General features: G+C 69.2%; 18 protein-coding genes and 1 pseudogene. 6 read left to right on the top strand and 13 right to left on the bottom strand.

From position 1 onward, the window contains the following. Window position 1: 1 nt before the first annotated feature. From ABT004_RS04220 to ABT004_RS04200, 5 genes are all read right to left on the bottom strand, one after another. Window positions 2-1,048 (bottom strand): 2,5-dihydroxypyridine 5,6-dioxygenase NicX family protein, encoded by a 1,047-nt coding sequence (locus tag ABT004_RS04220; protein ID WP_351331286.1) that lies wholly within the window; start codon window positions 1,046-1,048, stop codon window positions 2-4. 4 nt (window positions 1,049-1,052) lie between these two features. Beyond that, the gene (locus tag ABT004_RS04215) at window positions 1,053-1,886 is read right to left on the bottom strand and encodes an alpha/beta fold hydrolase (protein WP_351331285.1); all 834 of its coding nucleotides are present in this window, start codon (window positions 1,884-1,886) and stop codon (window positions 1,053-1,055) included. Further along, on the bottom strand, window positions 1,883-2,596 hold the full coding sequence (locus tag ABT004_RS04210; RefSeq protein WP_351331284.1) for an isochorismatase family protein: 714 nt from the start codon (window positions 2,594-2,596) through the stop codon (window positions 1,883-1,885). Before ABT004_RS04210 ends, ABT004_RS04215 begins: the two co-directional genes overlap by 4 nt. Then, entirely contained in the window at window positions 2,596-4,065 is a 1,470-nt protein-coding gene (locus tag ABT004_RS04205; protein WP_351331283.1) for an MFS transporter, read from the bottom strand. The genes ABT004_RS04210 and ABT004_RS04205 overlap by 1 nt, the downstream gene beginning before the upstream one ends. Window positions 4,066-4,175: 110 nt before the next feature. Continuing rightward, window positions 4,176-5,411 carry an FAD-dependent monooxygenase gene (locus ABT004_RS04200; protein WP_351331282.1) on the bottom strand — a complete coding sequence of 412 codons (1,236 nt, stop codon included), beginning with the start codon at window positions 5,409-5,411 and terminating at the stop codon, window positions 4,176-4,178. 341 nt (window positions 5,412-5,752) lie between these two features. Between ABT004_RS04200 and ABT004_RS04195 the strand changes: the two genes are divergently transcribed. Continuing rightward, window positions 5,753-6,682: a GNAT family N-acetyltransferase gene (locus ABT004_RS04195; RefSeq protein WP_351331281.1), complete on the top strand. Its 930-nt coding sequence runs from the start codon at window positions 5,753-5,755 to the stop codon at window positions 6,680-6,682. A gap of 84 nt (window positions 6,683-6,766) precedes the next feature. Here the strand turns inward: ABT004_RS04195 and ABT004_RS04190 are convergent, their stop codons facing one another. The 3 genes from ABT004_RS04190 to ABT004_RS04180 all read right to left on the bottom strand — a co-directional run bounded on the left by ABT004_RS04190 (window position 6,767) and on the right by ABT004_RS04180 (window position 10,089). Then, window positions 6,767-7,897, bottom strand: a complete 1,131-nt coding sequence (locus ABT004_RS04190) for an FAD-dependent oxidoreductase (protein ID WP_351331280.1) — start codon at window positions 7,895-7,897, stop codon at window positions 6,767-6,769. 5 nt (window positions 7,898-7,902) lie between these two features. Beyond that, window positions 7,903-9,369: a peptide MFS transporter gene (locus ABT004_RS04185; RefSeq protein ID WP_351331279.1), complete on the bottom strand. Its 1,467-nt coding sequence runs from the start codon at window positions 9,367-9,369 to the stop codon at window positions 7,903-7,905. Window positions 9,370-9,519: 150 nt separating this feature from the next. Continuing rightward, the gene (locus tag ABT004_RS04180) at window positions 9,520-10,089 is read right to left on the bottom strand and encodes a helix-turn-helix domain-containing protein (protein WP_351331278.1); all 570 of its coding nucleotides are present in this window, start codon (window positions 10,087-10,089) and stop codon (window positions 9,520-9,522) included. A gap of 160 nt (window positions 10,090-10,249) precedes the next feature. Between ABT004_RS04180 and ABT004_RS04175 the strand changes: the two genes are divergently transcribed. Then, window positions 10,250-10,834, top strand: coding sequence for a LysR family transcriptional regulator (locus ABT004_RS04175; RefSeq protein WP_351331277.1), 585 nt, complete (start codon window positions 10,250-10,252; stop codon window positions 10,832-10,834). A 44-nt stretch (window positions 10,835-10,878) separates the two neighbouring features. Here ABT004_RS04175 and ABT004_RS04170 read toward each other — a convergent pair. Next, a pseudogene (locus ABT004_RS04170) lies at window positions 10,879-11,526 on the bottom strand (DUF3500 domain-containing protein); the annotation flags it as partial. 145 nt (window positions 11,527-11,671) lie between these two features. Between ABT004_RS04170 and ABT004_RS04165 the strand changes: the two are divergent. Next, window positions 11,672-12,037 carry a CocE/NonD family hydrolase C-terminal non-catalytic domain-containing protein gene (locus ABT004_RS04165; protein WP_351331354.1) on the top strand — a complete coding sequence of 122 codons (366 nt, stop codon included), beginning with the start codon at window positions 11,672-11,674 and terminating at the stop codon, window positions 12,035-12,037. Window positions 12,038-12,148: 111 nt separating this feature from the next. On the opposite strand, the gene ABT004_RS04160 is transcribed toward ABT004_RS04165, so the two are convergent. The 3 genes from ABT004_RS04160 to ABT004_RS04150 form a co-directional block, all read right to left on the bottom strand. Then, window positions 12,149-12,712, bottom strand: coding sequence for a peptidase inhibitor family I36 protein (locus ABT004_RS04160; RefSeq protein WP_351331276.1), 564 nt, complete (start codon window positions 12,710-12,712; stop codon window positions 12,149-12,151). Between the two features lie 258 nt (window positions 12,713-12,970). Beyond that, window positions 12,971-14,290 (bottom strand): amidohydrolase family protein, encoded by a 1,320-nt coding sequence (locus tag ABT004_RS04155; protein ID WP_351331275.1) that lies wholly within the window; start codon window positions 14,288-14,290, stop codon window positions 12,971-12,973. A gap of 9 nt (window positions 14,291-14,299) precedes the next feature. After that, on the bottom strand, window positions 14,300-15,292 hold the full coding sequence (locus ABT004_RS04150) for a CoA transferase (protein ID WP_351331274.1): 993 nt from the start codon (window positions 15,290-15,292) through the stop codon (window positions 14,300-14,302). Window positions 15,293-15,613: 321 nt separating this feature from the next. On the opposite strand from ABT004_RS04150, the gene ABT004_RS04145 reads away from it, so the two are divergent. From ABT004_RS04145 to ABT004_RS04135, 3 genes are all read left to right on the top strand, one after another. Next, window positions 15,614-15,898 carry an acyl-CoA-like ligand-binding transcription factor gene (locus ABT004_RS04145; RefSeq protein WP_351331353.1) on the top strand — a complete coding sequence of 95 codons (285 nt, stop codon included), beginning with the start codon at window positions 15,614-15,616 and terminating at the stop codon, window positions 15,896-15,898. Between the two features lie 165 nt (window positions 15,899-16,063). Then, the gene (locus tag ABT004_RS04140; protein ID WP_351331273.1) at window positions 16,064-16,858 is read left to right on the top strand and encodes an SDR family NAD(P)-dependent oxidoreductase; all 795 of its coding nucleotides are present in this window, start codon (window positions 16,064-16,066) and stop codon (window positions 16,856-16,858) included. A 207-nt stretch (window positions 16,859-17,065) separates the two neighbouring features. Next, window positions 17,066-17,674, top strand: coding sequence for a helix-turn-helix domain-containing protein (locus ABT004_RS04135; protein WP_351331272.1), 609 nt, complete (start codon window positions 17,066-17,068; stop codon window positions 17,672-17,674). A 60-nt stretch (window positions 17,675-17,734) separates the two neighbouring features. On the opposite strand, the gene ABT004_RS04130 is transcribed toward ABT004_RS04135, so the two are convergent. After that, window positions 17,735-18,949, bottom strand: coding sequence for an SGNH/GDSL hydrolase family protein (locus ABT004_RS04130; RefSeq protein ID WP_351331271.1), 1,215 nt, complete (start codon window positions 18,947-18,949; stop codon window positions 17,735-17,737). Window positions 18,950-19,051 lie beyond the last annotated feature (102 nt).

Below are 19,051 nucleotides of genomic sequence, written 5' to 3'. Positions count from 1 at the left end.
CTCATCGGCGGTTCACCGGCCGCATCTCGGGCACGGTCAACTCTCCGGCGTCGACGATGAGTTCGTCGTCGAGATAGAGGCTGTTGCCGCGCATCGGGATGTCGAAGTGGCATGCGGTGTCGTTCGGGCCGCCGAGCTCGTTGTTGGGCCCGATCGAGAACATCACGTTGCCGTAGAAGCTGCGTAGCTCCATGCCCATCCCGCCGCCGAACTGGGTCAGGCCGTGCCAGTGCGCGCGCTCGTCCAGTCCCCAGCCGACATGGGACATTCCGTAGCCGCGCGGGTCGTCGAAGCTCTCGATGTAGGAGCGCAACAGATCCGCGTCCAGGCCGGAGGAGTTGGCGCCGCCGCGGATGTCGCGGATGAAGCCCTTCTCGATGGTGAGTTCCACCGGGGTCTGCACATAACTGTTGAACGGGAGCAGTACGTCCCCGGGGGCGAGCACGATCTTGCCGTCGACTCCGTCGTCGGCCCCGCCGGTGAACACGAAAGCGGCCGGCCAGTGGTCCCACCGGCCCGGGGTGTCGGTGTAGCCGTACTCGGACAGGGTCGGGTAGACGCCCAACTGGTAGGTCACATCGGTGCCGTGCGGGCTGGTGATCCGCATCGAGGTGGCGTCGGCCAGCAGTTCGGCGCCGGACTCGACGCGTTCCCGCAGCTCGGTTGTCGGCATCAGCCGGGCCAGCAGCTCCGGTGGCTCCACCGCGGTGAGGATCCGCGTACCCGCGTCCTGGATCGCGAACTGCTCCGGGGAGAACAGCAGGAACGTGCAGTCCACCACCATGTCGGCGGCCTTGAGCGCGTCCACCGCGAGCGGCACGGTGCCCAGCCCGGAGTCCCCGACCGCCCATGCTCCCGCTGCTCCGGCCGGCGACGGCAGCCGCATGTGGTAGCCCACGGCGCCGAGTTGCTGGATCGCCCACAGGAACGCGTCCGCGTACTCGGCACGCTCGCGGCCCTGGGTCAGCACCACCACCGTCTCGCCCTCGTGCACCCCGGACAGGGTGAGCTGCTGCAGACATATGTCGTTGAACAGGTTCTGGTCCATGCGGTTACTCCTTGCTCTCGCGGTAGGTGAGCAGATGCGGGGTGAGGATGTCGAGGAACTGGTCGAGGTCGTCCCACGGCACCATGTGCCCGGCGCCGGTGACCGGGACGACGGGGATCTCGGGGCGGGCGCGGCGGAGTTCGTCGACGGCGTCCGGCGGGACGACCGGGCTATCGGCTCCGTGGACGAGCAGTACGGTGCCGCGGAGTTCGGTCCAGTACCCGAAGAAGTCCTCCGTCTCGAACCCTTCGTGGGTCTCGACGACGGCGGTCGCGTCGCAGGTGGCGAGGTGTCGGGCGCGCAGCTCCAGCTCGCGGCGCGGCCAGCCGGGGTAGTGCGCGGCGACACCGTCCGCGGTGGTACCTGCCTGGGCTTCCCGGAGCTGGTCCAAGAACGCCTGGCGGGTGGTGGGGTACGGCGGTCGGCCGGGGCCGGAGGTCGGCGGGTCGACCAGGACCAGGGGGCCGTGGTCGTCGGCGGCGTGCCGGACCGCGTAGGCAGCCGCGATCCGGGCGCCCATCGAGTGGCCGACGACCACCGGTGCGCCGAGGTCCAGTGCGTCGACGAGTCCGGCGACGTCGGCGGCGTAGTCGACGAGCCGGTAGCCGCCCGATGCGGCCCGGTCGCTCTGCCCCCGGCCGCGGATGTCCGGTACGACGACGCGGAATCCGCGTGCGGACAGTTGTGTGGCCAGGAAGTCGGCGCAGACCGCCGGGGTGGTGATCCCGGGCAGGATCAGCAGTGCCTGGTGGGCCGGGTCCCCGTAGGTCAGGACGCTGTGACGGAGGCCGTTGGCGGCCACGGTCCGTCGTTGCGCCGGAAGTTCGTCCACGGTCATCTGTGATCACTTTCTCGGTCGGCGGCGGCCAGGTAGGTGAGGGCGTCGTCGAGGTCGACCACGTCCGCGTACTTCTGCTGGATGTCGAACAGGTTCGCCTCGTGCGGCCCTTCGTCCCGGTCGGCGACGGCCGCACGCGGGACCAGTACAGGGAAGCCGAGTTGGACGGCGTCGACGACGCTGGCCCGTACGCATCCGCTGGTGGTCGCGCCCGTCACGACGAGGGTGTCGGCACCGGTGGAGACGAGGTAGGACGCGACGCCGGTGCCGAAGAACGCCGACGCCCCGTGCTTCACGAAGACCGGCTCCTCCGGCCGTCGGCCCAGAGCGGAGTCGATCTCGACGAGCCGGCTGCCGGTGGTGAGAGCCGCCATCCCGGTCGCCTTGTCGAGCCAGGTCAGCGAACGGACTTCGCCGGGACCATAGGCGATGGTGGTGAAGGCGACGGGCAACTCGCTTGCACGGGCCGTGTCCAGGAGTCTCCGGGTCGCCCGTACCGGGCCGGACATGTCGGCGCCGGTCGGGTACCTGACGTCGGTGAACCCGTAGGTGAAGTCCACGACGAGGAGTGCGGGACGCATACCGCGGCGGACGGGCCGGCCAAACCCGGCCCGTTCGTAGGTCGTTTCGGTATCGGTTTCGGTATCGGTTTCGGTTTCGGGTTCGGTTTCGAGTTCGGGTTCGGTCGAGGTGCGGGCTTTCGTTGTCATCACGCCACCTCTGTCGCGGTCGTTGTCGTCGATCGTTCGGACAGCGGGCCGGATCGGCGCACGCCGAAGTAGAGCAGCGCGCTGCCGATGACCAAGAAGCCGTCGAGGTAGATCGCCGCCGACCAGCTGCCGGTGGCGTCCCTGACCACGCCGCTGAACACCGGGCTGGCCAGCGCGCCGACCTCACCGATCAGGTTCCACATGCCGAACGCCGATCCGCGCTCCTCGGGCTTGACGAGATCGGCCGTCAAGGCCTGCGACATCGGCTGCACCGCGTTCAGGAACAGTCCCGTGCAGAACATCAGGACACCCATCACCCAGAGCGAGGGTGCCTCGGTGAACTGCAGATAGACCCCGAAGATCAGGACGAGGGCGCCCTGCACGACCGTCGTCGTGATCAGGTAGTTGCGGCGGCCCATCCGGCGCCGGGACGCCTTGTCCGACAGCCACCCGCCGACCGGGAAGCCGATGATGCCCGCGCCGGCGTTGAACGCAGCGATCAGTCCGGCGGTCGTCAGCGACGAGTGGGCCGCGGACGACACGATGGCCACGGACCAGTAGCCGAACAGCCAGATGCTCCAGAGGATCGCGATCGCCGCGACGTATATCAGCGTGGTGTCCCGGTCCTTCAGGGAGACGGCCGTGCCGATCGACCCCCGCCGCCGCATCACCAGCACGATGCACGCCGCGAGCACGACCTGGAGGGTCGCCGACGCCCACTCCGGGAGCCCCATGCTGTCGCACAGCCAGAACAACGCCATGATCAGCGCACAGAACACGGCCGAGATCAGCATCAGGTTCCGCAGCGGAGGACCGGGGCGGATCGGCCCGGCGAGCCGGCGCATGAACCACCACATGACGACCGAGAACCCCAGGGTCAGCGCCCCGAAGACCAGAAACGGCATCCGCCAGGCGTCGTTCTTGCCGAGCACGTCGACACCGAAGTCCAGCAGCGGTGCCGCGAAGACGTTGGCCACGGTGAGTCCGAAGGCGAGGCCCGTGATGGCCACACCGAGCCCGAGGCTCCGGAACCGCTCCGGGGTATGGGCCACGATCAGCGCCCGGTCGTTCGAGTAGAACGCGCCCTCACCGAGACCGGTGATCACTCTGAGCGCGACGAACGTGATCAGACCGGTGATCAGCCCGCTGGCGATCGTGGCCAAGCCGGCCCAGATGAAGCAGACCGAGAGCAGCGTCGCGTGCCCGTACCGGTCGCCCAGGCGCCCGCTGGGCAGCTGGGTCAGCATGTATCCGGCAAAAAACAGGCTGCCGATGAGTCCGCCGAGCGCGTGCGGATTCTGGGCGGCGCCCATGAAGTCGATGTCGTTGTCGATCATCCACGTCACGACCGGGCCGGTGAGGGCCCGGTCCGCGTACGCGAACAGCCATCCCCCGAAGAGAACGAACCACAGCGTTCTGTACGAAGGCGTCCGTCGGGTTTTCGGTGCCGTACTTTCGTTCTGTGTCATTGCAGCCTCGCATCGGTTCGGGGCGCTCCTCCCGGGCGGCTCCACCTGCTGCCCGCCGGATCGCCGTGGCGAAGGTTTGCTGCTTCGGTTCCTGTGGTGTGCGCGCCGGTTCAGGCGACGGCGTCCGTGCTCCGGCTCGTCCCTGCGTAGATCAGATCGATGGCGCCGGCCGGTTCGCCGGAAGCGTCGTTCCACCGGCGGTCCCTGGCGGCCTGGTCCGGGCCTTCGGGCAGGTGGTAGACGTCGCGGCTGGCCTGCGCCTCGTGCTGCACTCGGTGTGCGTCGGGGGCCCGGCGCCGGGCGTACCGCACCAGTGCCTGCGCCGTCGTCCCGTCCGGCGCGGCGCCGACCTCCTCGGCCAGGACGACGGCGTCCTCGATGGCCTGGGAAGCCCCCTGCGATACGTACGGCAGCATGGCGTGGCACGCGTCGCCGACGAGCGCCACGTTGCCGCGGGTCCACATGGTGTGCGGGTCCTGTCGCTGGAGGGTCCAGAGGCTGACGTCGCCGAGCGCGGGCGTGCCGAGGAGCGTGGTCAGGCGGTCGTCCCAGCCCCGGTAGGCGTCGACCATCTCGGCCGTGGAGCTGGGCCGCCGACCCGCCGACGCGACCTCGGCGTCCTCGGGGACAACTCCGACGATGTTGATGGCGTCACCGTGTCGGATCGGGTAGGCCACCAGGTGTTTGTCATCGCCGAACCAGAAGTGGGCGGCCTGCTGCTCGGTGAGGAACCGGAGTTCGTCGGCCTTGCGAACGCCGCTTCCGTCGATGAGGGCGCGGAAGCACATGTCCCCGGAGTTGACGACTGGGATCGTGCAGCCAATCGCCTTGCGGGCAAGGGAGTTGACGCCGTCGGCGCCGACCAGGAGGTCGCCCTGGAATCGTGTGCCCGTGGTGGTGACGGCAATCGGGGCCGTGCCGTCGATGTCCTCGATGGAGGAGACCTGCGCTGCGGTCACCACCTCTGCTGGAGTGCCCTCGCCGCTCGGGGTGACCACTGCTCGGAGCAGCAGGTCCAGGAGATCGGCGCGGTGGACCTGGAGATAGGGCGCGCCGTAACGCCGCTCGGCGGACGCGCCCAGCCTGGTCCGGTTGAGGACACCGCCGTCCCGGCGGCGCCGGACGATCTCCTGGGTGACCGGTGACAGCGCACGGAGCTCGTGCTCCAGCCCCAGGTCGAAGAGAGCCCGGACCGCGTTCGGCCCGAGTTGGAGCCCGGTTCCGATCTCCTTGATTTCCGGCGCCTGTTCGATCAGGGTCACCGCCAGGCCGGCCTTCCGAAGCGCCAGTGCGGCGGTGGTCCCGCCGATCCCTCCGCCGCAGACGATTGCCGTGAGTTGCCGCATGCACCCTCTCCTTCGCCGTTGCTTCCAGAGGTGCCGAGCCGCATGCCGCATCAGGCCACCGGCCGCAGGGTGTGCCCCGACCGCGACCGGCTCCCGTAGCGACCTGCTCGCGCTTGACGCCGGCGCCAACGTAGGAGATCTGTATATGATCCGTCAACGGTGACGACGCGTCGACCACGGAAACATTGACAAGAACCCCAGCGAACAACTCACCGCTCTCGCCAATTTAATTAAATCAACACGCCCCCGTCCGCACCGAGGCGCTCATGACACTGCCCGGTACGCCGCAATACCCGGCGGGACCAGTGGTGGGTGCGCGGGTTCATCCGGGACCATGAACCATGCTTCCGGATGACTGGCAACTCACCGAAGACGTCGACGAGTTCCTCGCCCAAGCAGGAGGTTTCCTGCGCTCACAGCCCGCCCTGCACAACACACCGTTGACGGACATCGAGAAAATACGGACACGTGGGGTTGGCTCGCATGGTGTCGAAGCCACCGTTTTCGGGCGGCTGGAGGAAGGAGGCGAGGTTCGCGCCATCTTCTATCGCACACCGCGCGGACACCTGTGGGTCACCCCGTTGTCTGCCGAGCAGAGTGGGGCTCTCGCGTCTCACCTGACCGGGCTCGGCCATTCCCCATCCGGTGTCCTCGCGAACCACGACACCGCCACAGCCTTCGCGGATGCATGGCAACGGCATACAGGCGCGGCGCCAACTCCCTTCTGGCGGACGCATCTGTACCGTCTCGGCACGCTCACCCCACTGCAACCGCGCCCAGAGGGCCAGGGTCGTGTCACGAGCTCTGAGGATCACGAGCAAGTCGTGCGCTGGTGCCGCGAGTTCTGCGTCGTTGTCGGGGAGCAGCCCTCCATCGACTTGATTGACGCCGGTTCCTGGGCCGACTCGCGCTTCGGCGACAGGCACTTCACGTTCTGGGAGACCCCGGACGGCACTCCCGTCTCGATGGCGGCCGCGACCTCGATCGTCGGCGGCATGGTCCGAGTGGACCCCGTCTACACTCCGGCTCACCTCCGGGGCCGCGGCTACGCGGGCGCCGTGACGCTCGAGGTGAGCAGGGCCGCGCTGGCCGCAGGCGCGACGGACGTCGTCCTGTTCACGGATCCCGCCAACCCGACCAGCAACGCCCTCTACCAGCGCATCGGATACGTCCACCTCGCCGACTTCACCGGATACAAGTTCTCCTTCGGCACCCCGGACGCCGGTCAGGAACACGACCGACGCGCGACGCACGTGCCGTCAGAGGGCTGATCCACAGCCCCCGCTCTACCGGTTCCTGCCACGTACCGCCAAGTTCAACGGACTACCGGTACGTGACAGGAACCGGACTCGACCTCACCGGGACGGATGTTCCGCATCGAGGATGAACGCCATGCTGTCACTCTTCGGCGGCAGGCCGAGTGCCGCCATCGCCGCGGCCTCGCCGAAGACCGGTGCGTTCTTGAAGCCCTTGCCGGAGAACCCGGCGCAGACGAAGACCGAGGGCATGCCCGGGTGTTCGCGCAGGAACTCGACGCGTGAGTGTGTGTAGGCCTCGAAGTACGGCTGGGCGCGCATCGGGTAGTCGTCGAGAGCCGGGAAGAGGTCCCGTGCCACCGCGCGGATGGGCTCGAGGTCCTCGTCGGTGATGCGCAGGGGCGCGGTGTCCGGGGACTCGACGGGCAGGTGGTCGCGGAATCCGACGCCGAGCTTCATGGCCAGGCCGTCCGCGGTCGGCAGCCCGTACGAGTAGTCGGGCTCCGTTCGCAGGTAGGGGAGCATGCCGTCGAGCGTGCTGCCGGCCTTGGGCAGGTACCACGACGAGATGAGGCGGCGCGTCGCGAGGTACGGTGCGATGTCCGGTAGGAGGGTGGCGGTCCACGCGCCTGCCGCGACGACGACGCGGTCGTAGCGTTCCGTGCCGTTGTCGGCCACGATGTCGACCTGGCTGCCTACCTGGTTGATGGCCGTGACACGGCATTCGCGCAGGATGCGGGCGCCGCGTGCGAGGGCCGCGTCCGCGGCGGTGCGTACGGTGCGTTCCGGGAAGATGATACCGGCCCCCTTGTCGAGGATCGCCAACTCGTCTTCGTGCAAACGGTATTGGGGGAAACGCAGCCGCGCCTCCTCGCGGCCGAGCACCTCGGCCCGGTTGCCGAGCAGGGCCGCACTCTCCAGCGCGGTGTGCGTCGCAGGACTGGCAGTGCTGCCGATGGCGAGGGCGCCGGTCAGGTTGCGCAGCGTGCGCCCGGATTCCGCTTCGAGTTCGCGCCAGATGAGGTCCGACCTGTCGGTGACGGGCAGGTACTCCGGATTCTCTACGTCGATGTGGCGGAACAGCCTGGTTTCGCCGCCGGCGGCTCCACGTGAGTGTCCCGGGCTGAAGAGTTCGTAGCCGGTCACGTCGGCGCCGTGCTTGGCGAGTTGCCAGAGCGCCTGCGCCCCGATGGTTCCCGTTCCGATCACGGCGATGCGAGGAGTGGGCATGGGGATCAGGCCTCGATTCCGGCGTACAGGCCACGGTGGACGGGCCTGCGGAACGCGTACAGGGACAGGCCCGCGGCGACTGCCACGAGCGCGAGGGTCAGGAAGTAGGTGTTGTTCGAGACGGCGGTGAAGAACTGCCCCAACAGGCCCGAGAGGGAGGAACCGAGGGCCAGTGTGAGGAAGTTGATGGCGACCATCTGCGCGGTGAAGGCCTTCGGCGCGATCTGCGTGGCCAGGGAGAGGCCGATGGGGCCGACGAAGATCTCGGAGCTGCCCATGATGAACATGAACACGACGATGTAGGCGAACGGGATCGTGCCGCCGTCGAACAGCGCGGAGATCACCAGAATGAACGTGAAGCCCAGGCCGATCAGCACGAGGCCCATGGCGAACTTGGTGCCGGCCTTCGGCTGACGTGCCCCCATCCTCTTCCAGACGGCGGCGCCGACCGGAAGCATGGCCACACCGGACGCGGACGAGATCATCGTGATCCAGCCGACGGGGAACGACCAGTCACCCATGCTGAGGTCCACGCGGCTCTTGACCAGGAGGGAGATCGCGGTGAACTTCGCGAAGAGCAGCCCGAAGTACAGGGATGCGCCGAGAAACAGGGGTATGTAGGAGCGCACCCGGCGCCGCTCGATCGCGGACACGTTTCCCGAGCGCAGGATGAGCGCGAAGTAGACGGCGGCGGTGAGAAGGGTTCCCACCGTGACGATCATGGAGAGCCGCTCGGCCTTGAGCAGGCCGAACAGAGCCGCAAGCGCGATGACCACGAGTGCGGCGACGGCGATGCCGAGGGCCTTGCGCCGTGCCGCCGCGGGCAGCGGGTTGACGACCTGGGAGGCACGAGGCGGCAGGAACCGTGCCGACCGTACGTACTGGACGAGCGCGATGATCATGCCGACCGCGGCGAGCCCGAACCCGACGTGGAATCCCCACTGGTTCTGGGCGAAACCCGTGGTCAACGGGCCGAGGACGGCACCCGTGTTGATCGCCATGTAGAAGTACGAGAAGCCGGCGTCCTTCTTCGCGGCACTCTCGCTCGCGAGGATGAAGCCCACGATGGAGGTGATGTTGGTCTTCAACGCGCCCGTGCCGAGGACGATCAGGACGAGACCCGTACCGAGCCCGAGCAGTCCCGGCGCGACAGCGAGCACGATGTGGCCCAGGGCGATGACGATGCCGCCGCCGAGGACGAGCACATGGGGGCTGACCAGGCGCTCCCCGGCCCAGGCGCCGAGCAGTTGGGCCAGGTAGACGGCGCCACCGTAGGCCCCCGTGATGCCGACCGCCGCGGCGGCGGGAAGGGCGAGTCCGCCTTCGCTCAGCGCGTCGAGGAGGTAGAACGCGAGGATGCTCTGCAGGCCGTAGAACGAGAAGCGTTCCCAGAGTTCGGCGAACGCCATTCCTCCGACACCGCGGAGTTCGGACCTCGCGTTCTGGGCGCGCTGCGGGGACGTGACGGACAAAACGACTCCCAGGGTGTCTCGTCGGGTGATCGCGGGGTGTTGCCGAGCGCTACGTCGCCGTGCTGTGCCGGTGCCGGAGCGGGAGGCGGCTCCTGGGCGACGCCGGAGCGGAATTCGGAGCGGTGTTCGGCGCGGTATGAGGCGTGCCGGTCAGTACGTGGGGGGCGCCATGGCCCACATGACCTTGGCGGGGTGTGTGCCCGTGCGTTCCATGACCTTGTGCGGCTGGCCACTGTTGTAGCTCACCGAATCGAGCGGGCCGAGGGCGTGGGTGGCGGTGCCGACCTGTAATTCGACCTGGCCTTCCAGCACCACGAGGAGTTCTTCGGAGGCGCCGTGCGTGTACTGGTGCGTACCGGTGTCGCCGCCGGGCTCGAAGGTGCCGAGGAGCACTTCGAGGTGGTCGAAGTGCGCCGGGGTCAGCTTGAACTTGGACGCCCTGTTGCCGAACTGACGACTGGTGGCGTCCGCGAAACGCAGCACCGGGCGGGTCGGCGTGCCACTGGACGCGAAGAGGTCCCCGACGTTGAGCTTCAGCACACCGCAGATCTTCTGCAACGTACTGACGCTTCCGTTGGCACGCCCGCGCTCGAGCTGTGACAGGTAGCCAACGGTGATGCCGGTGGCCTCGGAGACCTGCTGCAGCGTCAGTTGAAGGGCTTTGCGACGACGCCGCAGGCGGTCCCCGAGCGTGACATCGGACTCTTCAGTCTCGGACATGGCGGCGACGCTACACGAGACTTCGACTCCTGTCTCAAAAATTTTTACTACGAGTACAACCCAGATCTTCCTCAAGCCCGGCGGCGTGCCAGCCGGTCCTGTAGGTAACCTGTGCTGTCATCAACGTTGATCACACCAGGGCCGTCAAGCGGGAGGCGGTGTGGAGGTCCGCGAGGCTCAGGCGTTTCTGGCCGTCGCCGAAGAGCTCAACTTCGGGCGCGCCGCCGAACGCCTCCACATGGCGCAGCCTCCCCTGAGCCGGCTCATACGCCACATCGAATCCGATCTCGGCGCTCTGCTCTTCGTCCGCAACACACGTCATGTCTCCCTCACCCCGCAGGGCGAGGCGGTGGTCGACTCCGCCCGTGAACTGGTGATGCTTTCCCAGCGGATCAAGGAGATCGTCCGGCGGTCGCAGGAGGGCGAACTCGGCCGCGTCCGGATCGGGTTCGGCGAGGCAACCGTCAACTCCATCGTGGGTCAGCTCGCACACCACATCAAGGACAAGCGACCCGGCATCGGCCTCGACCTGCTCGGCTCGCACTTCTCCCTCGCCGGCATGGAGAAGCTCCTCAAGGGACACCTCGACCTCCTCGTCGGGCGGCAGGATTTCCTGCCGGACGAGGTCGATTCGCGGGGCGTCGCCCAGGAACGCCTGCTCATCGCCCTGCCCGACAGCCACCGTCTGGCACAGCGGGACGTCCTCACCCTGCCGGACGAGGCGACCCGCGACGCGGCGAAGTGACATGCGGGACTCGGCGTGGCCAACCACCCCGTGCGTCGGTGACGTCAGTGGTCGAGGGCCAGGTGCCGAGCGAGGAGGTCCTTGCCGTAGTCGTTGCCGTTGGGGGTGCGGATGATGGCGTGGATGTGCAGTTGGGTCATCCCGGCCTCCCAACCGGCCGCCTTCCCAATGGGTCCCAGGTCCTGGGAGTCCAGCTCGATGAGGACTACGGGGCTGTGGACGCGGTAGTACATCGGAACGTCAGCAGCGGTGTCCCCGTGCCACGAGAAGTGGGTCTCGTCCCTGTACTTCTTGACCTCGGCCATCTTGATTATCGCGTGGTCCTCGCCGACGTTCCCGACGAACAGCTCGACGATCCTCCACAGCTTCGCCAGCTGCGCGCGGTCCAGTTCTCTGCCCTTGATGCCCTCGTACGGCATGACCGCGTTGTCCGAGTAGGCGCCGGAGGTCAGGTCCCTGTCATTGGTGGCGCTCGTGGTGACCGCGACCGACCGCTGGTCCGCACTCAGAGAGCGCACGAGTGCGTAGCCGGCGGCAAGCTCGTCCTGGAAGCTCTTCGTGCCCTCGTACTCGCTGTCGATACCGTAGTCGGCGACGGCGGGCTCGGACCCCGTGAAGGTTGGTGTCATGACGACCTGGTCGCCGAGGACGAAGTAGTTGATCACCAGGTGGTGCCCTTCGAACTGCCAGCCCCACGGCTCCCTGGGTCCTTGACCACTGTGCCGTCCGTGGTCACACCCACGAACTCATCGGTGACACCCGGGCCTCCGGCCCCACCACCCGGCTGCCCCGAGGGGGCATCCGACGCCCCGGCCGACGACGCCCCCGACGCCTGTCCTGCGAACATCGTGGAGAACGCGGCTGGTTCACAGGTCACGCGAACAGACCCTGTTCCGGCAGAGGCCGCCGGAAGGATCGAGCGAGGTGGCGGAGCGCGGTGCTTCGCACGTCCCCGCCCACACCTTCGACCGGATCGAGAAGCTCTCCCCCGGCGAGGTCGTCGACGTCGAGATCGACCTGCTGCCGGTCGGGCTCACCTTCCACCCGGGCGAACAGCTCCGCTTCATCGTCAGCGGCCGCTCACCGCTCGGCACGATGATGCCCGGCAACCGCGAGTACACCCCGGCCAACAGCGGCCGACACATCATCCACGGCGGCGGCGACCACGCGTCGTACCTGCAACTGCCGGTCAAGCACGCGTAAGCCGTGTGTCGGTCCGCTCCCCCCACAGACCGGGCGGACCGACACACGGCTCGGTGACCTGGTCGCAGCGCCTGCCGAACGCGCGGGCCACCGCCAACCATGCACGGCTCGTCAGCAGACCCGTACGCCGTCGATCATGTTGTTGTACGGCGTACCCTGCAGGTCCGGGATGTTGTGCGGCGCCGTGCTGCCGAACTTGAGGGACCAGTGCCCCTCCCAGTTGTAGAACTTCGCCCGGGTGCCGCTGGACTGACGGTTCTTCAGCGAGGTCAGCCGGTCGTTGAAGCCGTAGTCACTCAAATCGCGGAACGCGCACCTGTAGAACGTGAGCTTCTTGTGGTCGTACTTGTCACCCGCCCACAGGCACAGGCGCCCGCTCGAGCAGCCGCTGCCCAGCGCGGACCCGGGTGCGGTGAAGGTGATCGTTGTGCCGTCGTTCGCGCGGATCTCATCGAAGCTCACCTGCTGGGCGGGGACCTTCATTCCCGCCCGGTGTGCGTCGATTCGATCCTGAAGCTGCGCGGCCTGCCCTTCGGAGAGTCCGGCCGCACGTGCTTGCGCGGTGCGCACCGTATCGGCGGTGGGCGCGGGCTGCGCGGTGACAGTCCCGGCGGCGAGGCCCGCGGTGAGCAGTGCGGCGCCGGTCAGGCTGAGAACGGTTCGGATGGGTCGCATGGTTCTCCTCGTTTCCCTCGTGGTGTGCCGCTGCTTCGCCGGGGGCGGCACATGCCCCATCGCCGCACTGGTCGGCGGGCTTTGCCTTCGACCGTGGCCCTGGCGGCCGGTCGGGTCGTGATCGCGATGTGAGCATGCCGCCGACGGCCCCGCGGGCTCCACGCCTTTCGGCCCAGCCCGAAAGAGGCCCGCGAACTCCTGATTACGTCACTACGACTCGGCGCGCATCCAAGGCCGAACGAACATGAGGCCTCGGTGTCAGACGGCCCGGCCTGCCACGAACGCGGTCCGTACGCAGTCGGCGGTGAGCGTGTCGAGCGCCTCGCGCAGCGGTACGTGGAGCAGGCACAGGTCGGCGGGTGTGCCCGGCGCGACGGTCCGCGGCGGGCCGCCCGGATCGAGGGCGTCCCCCTGGAACAGGCCGAGCGCGGCGCGCGGCGGCACAGCGTCGGGACCGGCCCGCCCGGCGGCCGCCCGCATCACCGCCCAGGGGTCCGCGGTCCCGTACGGGGCGTCGGTGCCGGCGGCGACGGGGATGCCGGCGGCGGCCAGCGTCCCGCAGCGGTAGAGGTGGGGCCGGTCGTCGGCGTCGACATCGCTCGCGTACGCGGCCGCCCGCTCGACCGGGAAGTGCGGCTGCGTGACCACGGTGGTGCCGAGCCGCCGCAGCCACTCCAGGGCCTCTGCGGGAATCACGGCGCCGTGTTCGACGCGGTCCCCGGACACACCACCCGCCTCGTCGAGGGCGAGCAGCGTGACGAAGAGCTGCACACGCGTGACGCAATGGACTGCGACGGGGCGGGGCCTGGCCCGCGCGATCCGCTCCGCGAGCTGTGCGGGCGCGGGCAGCGTGAGGTCGTCCAGGCGGATCTTCAGGGGCGCCGTCCTGTCGAGGCTCATGACGGTGAGCCGCTGCGGCAGATCCCGCAGCAGCGCGGGCAGACCGGGGGCCGGGTACGGGTCGGCGTTGGTGAAACCGGTGACTCCTCGGTCGGCGGCGCGGCGGCCGACTCCCCTCAGATCGACGGGAGTTGGAGGCAGCACTGCGCGCAGACGTTCGTCGGTGCGCCAGAACCGCCCGTCGCCGTTCCCATTCCCGCCCCCGTCCCCGTTCCCGTCCCCGTTCCCGTCCCCGTCCCCGTCGTCGTCAAGGCCCGCGGCGCGCAGGGCGGCACCGTTCCACACCCACAGCTCGCCACTGCGGTGCTGCACCCGCACCGGCCGGTCGGACACCAGCCGGTCGAGCGCCGCACGGTCCAGCTCGCCGGCGACGCTCTCGTGGTAACCGACGGCTCTCACCCACTCCCCCGGGGCCCCGCCCCGCAACGCCTTCGCGAGTCCCGCGGGCCCGGCCACGTCCGCCGGCCCGACCCGGATCGAGGCCGGTTCGGCGGCGAGCGCGGCGAGATGGATGTGATGGTCGTGCAGCCCGGGGAGCAGGGCTCCGCCCCGTCCATCGACGACCGGGCACCCACCAGCGTCTCCGCCGAGGCGCGTCCCCAGCTCGACGATCCGCCCGCCCCGCACGCGTACGTCGACCCGGCCGCACCCCTCCACCTCGACGTCCCTGATCAGCACAGAACCCCCTCACCAAGACGTGGGCAGCCGTGCACCGTCGGCCAGCTCCGCCGCACACGCCGCCATCGCCACGCACACGAGGTGTCCGCCCCCGTCCGCGAGGGACTGCGCCGCCGCACGGGCCGCGTGGATCCCGGTGACGGGGTCCGCGAGGGCATCGCCGAGGAACGCCGGGCCCGAGCCATCGGCCAGGCGCGCCACGAGACCGCCCGCCACCGCCGCGTCGTCGCCGAAGGCGATCCGGTCGTCCTCGCGTCCGTATCCGGTGATGCTCACCCACGTCCGGCCGGTTCGGGCCGCGAGGAACCGTTCCGCGTCGAGCCCGAGGCGGCGCAGGGCGCGCGGCCGTGACGCCTCGATCACCACGTCGGCATCGGCCACGACCGCGCACAGGGCGGCACGGTCGGCGAAGTCGAGGACCACACTGCGGTGGCCGTCATGCAGGTGCCGGTAGAAGTCGGGCTGGCCGCGGCGCGCACCGTCGGACCGCGTCACGCTCTCCACCTTCAGTACGTCGGCGCCCGCGCGGCCGAGCAGGCGCGCACACAACGGCCCTGCCCACAGCGCGGAGAAGTCCACGACGCGCACACCACGGGGTGTCCGTGCCGGACCCGCACCCCCGACGCGCTCACGCAACACAGGCGCGCGACGTCCTCGCTCGGAACCGAGGAACGACGCGGCCACGCCGAGTAGTTGGGCGCCGCGGACGACGTCCGCCGCCGGTCGCGCGGCCACCGCCTCTGCCAGCTCTCCCCCGCGGAGTTCTCCCGTTCCCGAATCCCCGTCCCCGCCCAGCATGTTGACCAGTGCGGGCAGCACCGCGTGATCGTCGGGCCTGGCCACGTTGACCGCAACCCAGCCGTCGTCGGACCGGAGCAGTCGGCAGGAACCACCCGCCGAGATACGGCCCGCGGGGGCGAAGCCCGCGAGCCGGGCCCGCAGGAACAGTTCCGTGTCCAGGTCGACTCGAACACCGGTGAGCGCGGCGAAGTCCTCACCCACGGCGGCGAGCGGCCTCAACCAACCATCCGGGAGCGGCGGCGTCCCGGCGCCTTCGCGGCCGCCCGCAGGAGCGCTGTTGTCCAATGTCGCAGGCCCCCCTCTCGTATCGATCGACAAATTACACTCGCGCCGACACGCACGGGAATGGGGCGAGCTCGGCGTCGCGGCGCCGAGCAACTACCTCCATTTCACGGGAAAGGCCGAGCTGGTACGGGCGAAGAAGCCGGCCGATTCGGTCCACCACCACGTTCCTGACCACGCGACAGCGGCTACCGCCACCACGACAGTGCGAGCGGGGGTGGGGACGCCGACCCCAGCACACTGCGCATCGTCCTGCACCTCATGCGGCTCACCCGTACAGAACCGGGGCTCCAGTCCGTATGGAAGCGCCAGAGCTTCGACGCGCTGCCGTTGGTGGCAAACGCTCTCGCGGCCCGCGCGGGGAAGACGGAAGCCGACATGGAGACACGTGTGCAGGCGGGCATGCTGCTGTCCGCACTGCATCTGGCGCTGCGGTGGTACGCGTGGCGAGAGCCGGGCGAGAGCGGACCCGAGCCCGACGAGATGCTGCGCAAAGCGGCACGCTCCGTCGGGGAACGCAGGTAGACGGGCCAAAGCAGACTCTGGCCGACGGTTCACCGGCTCCTGCCGTATGCGGCGCGATGGCATCCAGGGCCCCGTAGCTCGTGTACGGCATACCGTGAAGAGAGGATCGTGTCTGCTCCGGCCGGGGCAGCGACCGTGATTCGTATGGGTGTTGGGGAGCAACAAGTGGATTTGCAGTTGCGGGGCAAAGTAGCGGTGGTCACGGGCGCGTCCGGCGAGATCGGCAGTGCTGTCGTACGTCAGCTTGCGGCGGAGGGCATGCATGTGGCTCTCGTCGCGCGGAACGCCGAGAGGCTGGACGCGCTCGCCCGGGAACTGACCTCGAGTACCGACGTGATGACCGTCTCGGCGGACACCACTGATCCCGGCTCGGTGCGCGCAATGGCGGACGCCGTGCAGGGCCACTTCGGGCGGTGTGACGTCCTGGTCAACGCGGCCTCAGCGCCCGCCTCGGCGAGTCCCCCGGCGAGTCTCGCCGATCTGTCCGCCGACGACATGCTGCGAGACATCGACTGCAAGGTCCTCGGCGCGTTCCGCTGCATCCAGGCGCTGGTCCCACTCATGGCCTCCGGCGGTGGCGGTCACATCGTCAACATCTCCGGGCTGAACGCGCGCCGGACCGGCTCGCTGTCCGGCTCCGTACGCAACGTCGCGGTCGCAGCGCTGACCAAGAACCTTGCCGACGAATTGGGCCCCGTGGGGATCAATGTGACGGTGGTTCACCCCGGCGTGGTCGATTCCCCCGCGGGACGGGACCGCCTCGGTCGACTGGCCGCAGAGTCCGACCGTCCGGTCGACGAGCTTCTTCGGGATGCCGCCGGGAAGACCAGCCTGGGGCGCCTTTTCCGACCCGAGGACGTCGCAGACGTCGTCACGTTCCTCGCCTCGGGCCGCAGCGGATCGATGTCGGGCGATGCCGTGGCCGTCGGTGGTGGCGAGCGTGGTGTCATCCATTACTAGGACTTCCACGTCAACGCTGTTCTCCGGGCAGCAGAGGGTTCTTCCTGGTGGGGGCACTGGCAGGGTATTCCAGTGGCGAAGGGGGCGTGCCTACCCTGGCGGTATGGACAACCGGGCAGAAATCCGCGCCTCCAGGCCGGGCTGCCCGCTTACGGCTCCCGGCGGGTGGCGGGGCTGCGCAGAAGCGAGGTCGCCATGCTCGCCGGGGTGAGCGTCGAGTACTACACGCGCCTGGAACGAGGCAGCCTCGGCGGAGTATCCGATGCCGTTCTGGACGCACTCGCCACCGCATTGCGTATGGATGGCACCGAGCGCACGCATCTACAGGCACTGATCGACGCCCTGTTCACCGGGCGGTTCACCACGTTCCTGCGGCTCGCGGACGAGGCCGAGCAGCAGCCGGATCCCGGTCGGGCTCTGCTGCACTATCTGCTCGCGGCAGCCCAATGGCGGGCGCGGGACCAGGCGTTGGACATCGTCCTCGCCCACGCAAACCTCGACGCGAAGCCGGTCTCAGGGATCCGGGACGAGCTCGGCCGGCACGTCGACGGCCTGGTGGAGCGGGCACGCGCGGCCGGTGCGGTCCGGGACGACTTCGAGTCCGCGGACGTGTACGCCTTCCTGTACATGATCGGCGCCGTCGCCGACCGCACCCACGCCGTCGCCCCCGACGCCTGGCGCCGGTACACCGAGGTCCTGCTGAGCGGCTTCGGTATGGACCTGCCGGACGCCGCGCGCACATCCGCCATGACCAATGGTCAGGTGCGCCAGTCCTGGCCGGAGCCTACGGACGCGCCGTACGCGCCGTCCTCGTAGCCGGTCCTCGTGGCCCCGGCTCACCCGTCGTGGACCCGGCCCTTCCTTCCCGCCTTCGCGTCAGTGTCGCAGCAGGCCGAGGTCGACGGCATTGGCCATGGCCTTCATGCCCGCGTCGTTCGGGTGGATGTGATCGCCGGAGTCGTAGGAGGGGTTCAGGGCGGCGGAGTCCGCGGGGTCGCGCATCGTCCGGTCGAAGTCGATGACGCCGTCGTACGCGCGACCGGTGCGGATCCAGTGGTTGACGTCACGGCGTATCGCCTCGGCGGCGGGTGTGTAGTAGCCGTTGCCCTTGTCGGGCATCAGGGTCGCGCCCATGACCCGGACGCCTGCTCTGTGAGCCCGGCCGATCAGGGTGCGGTAACCGTCGACCAGGTCCTGGGCAGTGAGCGGTCCGCCGTCGGGGCCCGCGTTGTTGCCGATGTCGTTGATGCCCTCGAAGAGGATCACGTGCGTGACACCCGGCCGGCCGAGGGCGTCGTGGTCGAACCGCTTGAGCGCGCTCACTCCCTGCCACAGGTTGGGTACGTCGGTCAGGACCCGGTTGCCACCAAGGCCGGCGTTCACGACGCTCAGTCTCTGCGGGCCCGGTCCGGCGGCCAGGCGGCGGGCGAGGAAGTCGGGCCAGCGGGTGTAGGTGCCGGTCGAGGAGTGGTAGCCGTCGGTGATGGAGTCGCCGAAGGCGACGACGGTGCCCCGCGCCGTCGGGGACAGGACGTCGAGACCCGCCAGGTAGTACCAGGACGTCGAAGTGGCCCTGTACACGGAGGAGTTGTCGTCGCCGGTGTGGTCGCCGGGTGCGACGTAGGTCGTGTCGAAGGCGTCCGAGTGCCAGGTCGACATACCGGTTGCCGTGGACACGTACAGGCTGACGAGCAGGTTCTGTTCGGCCTCGATCGTGATCGGGACGGTGTCGCTGGCCGCCTCCTCGCCGGCCGGGATCGTGACACGGCCCGACCCACCGAAGGTGATGCGCCGGATGGTTCCGGGCTTCGCCTCGCCGCCGGTCGCCTGGACTGCCACCGTCACCGCGGCTGCGTCGAGCGGCTCGGGGCTGTAGCGGTTCGAGAGGGTGATGCGGGCGTCCGAGCCCGCGACGCTGCTGTGCACGACCATCCGGATGGTCTGGTCTGCGAAGGCGGGGCCTCCGGTCGTCATGCTGGGTGACCAGGCACCGACCCGGTTGCGTCGCGTGTCCTGGTGCGAGGCCGTGGTCGCGTACGCGGAGGTCATCGGGACGGCCGTCGCGGCGAGGGCGACCGGCGCCCCGATCATGGTCCGCAGGAATCCGCGGCGGGTGCGCCAATGTGCCGTGGGAAGTGGTGGGTCGGACGGCATGGGCGCGGCCCCGGTACTCTTCCTGGATCCCCTATTCTG

Origin of the sequence: Streptomyces sp. NPDC002790 (genome assembly GCF_040295505.1) — a bacterium.
In the GTDB taxonomy this organism is placed as follows: domain Bacteria; phylum Actinomycetota; class Actinomycetes; order Streptomycetales; family Streptomycetaceae; genus Streptomyces.
Note: the sequence above shows the minus strand (reverse complement) of the source record. Positions and strands in the feature narration are given on the sequence as shown.

What these genes read in the sequence shown, in the direction of transcription:
- ABT004_RS04205 (WP_351331283.1), bottom strand. Translation starts at nt 4,065, where the DNA reads ATGACACAGAACGAAAGTACGGCACCGAAAACCCGACGGACGCCTTCG.
- ABT004_RS04130 (WP_351331271.1), bottom strand. Translation starts at nt 18,949, where the DNA reads ATGATCGGGGCGCCGGTCGCCCTCGCCGCGACGGCCGTCCCGATGACC.
- ABT004_RS04200 (WP_351331282.1), bottom strand. Translation starts at nt 5,411, where the DNA reads ATGCGGCAACTCACGGCAATCGTCTGCGGCGGAGGGATCGGCGGGACC.
- ABT004_RS04195 (WP_351331281.1), top strand. Translation starts at nt 5,753, where the DNA reads ATGCTTCCGGATGACTGGCAACTCACCGAAGACGTCGACGAGTTCCTC.
- ABT004_RS04220 (WP_351331286.1), bottom strand. Translation starts at nt 1,048, where the DNA reads ATGGACCAGAACCTGTTCAACGACATATGTCTGCAGCAGCTCACCCTG.
- ABT004_RS04160 (WP_351331276.1), bottom strand. Translation starts at nt 12,712, where the DNA reads ATGCGACCCATCCGAACCGTTCTCAGCCTGACCGGCGCCGCACTGCTC.
- ABT004_RS04215 (WP_351331285.1), bottom strand. Translation starts at nt 1,886, where the DNA reads ATGACCGTGGACGAACTTCCGGCGCAACGACGGACCGTGGCCGCCAAC.
- ABT004_RS04210 (WP_351331284.1), bottom strand. Translation starts at nt 2,596, where the DNA reads ATGACAACGAAAGCCCGCACCTCGACCGAACCCGAACTCGAAACCGAA.
- ABT004_RS04190 (WP_351331280.1), bottom strand. Translation starts at nt 7,897, where the DNA reads ATGCCCACTCCTCGCATCGCCGTGATCGGAACGGGAACCATCGGGGCG.
- ABT004_RS04180 (WP_351331278.1), bottom strand. Translation starts at nt 10,089, where the DNA reads ATGTCCGAGACTGAAGAGTCCGATGTCACGCTCGGGGACCGCCTGCGG.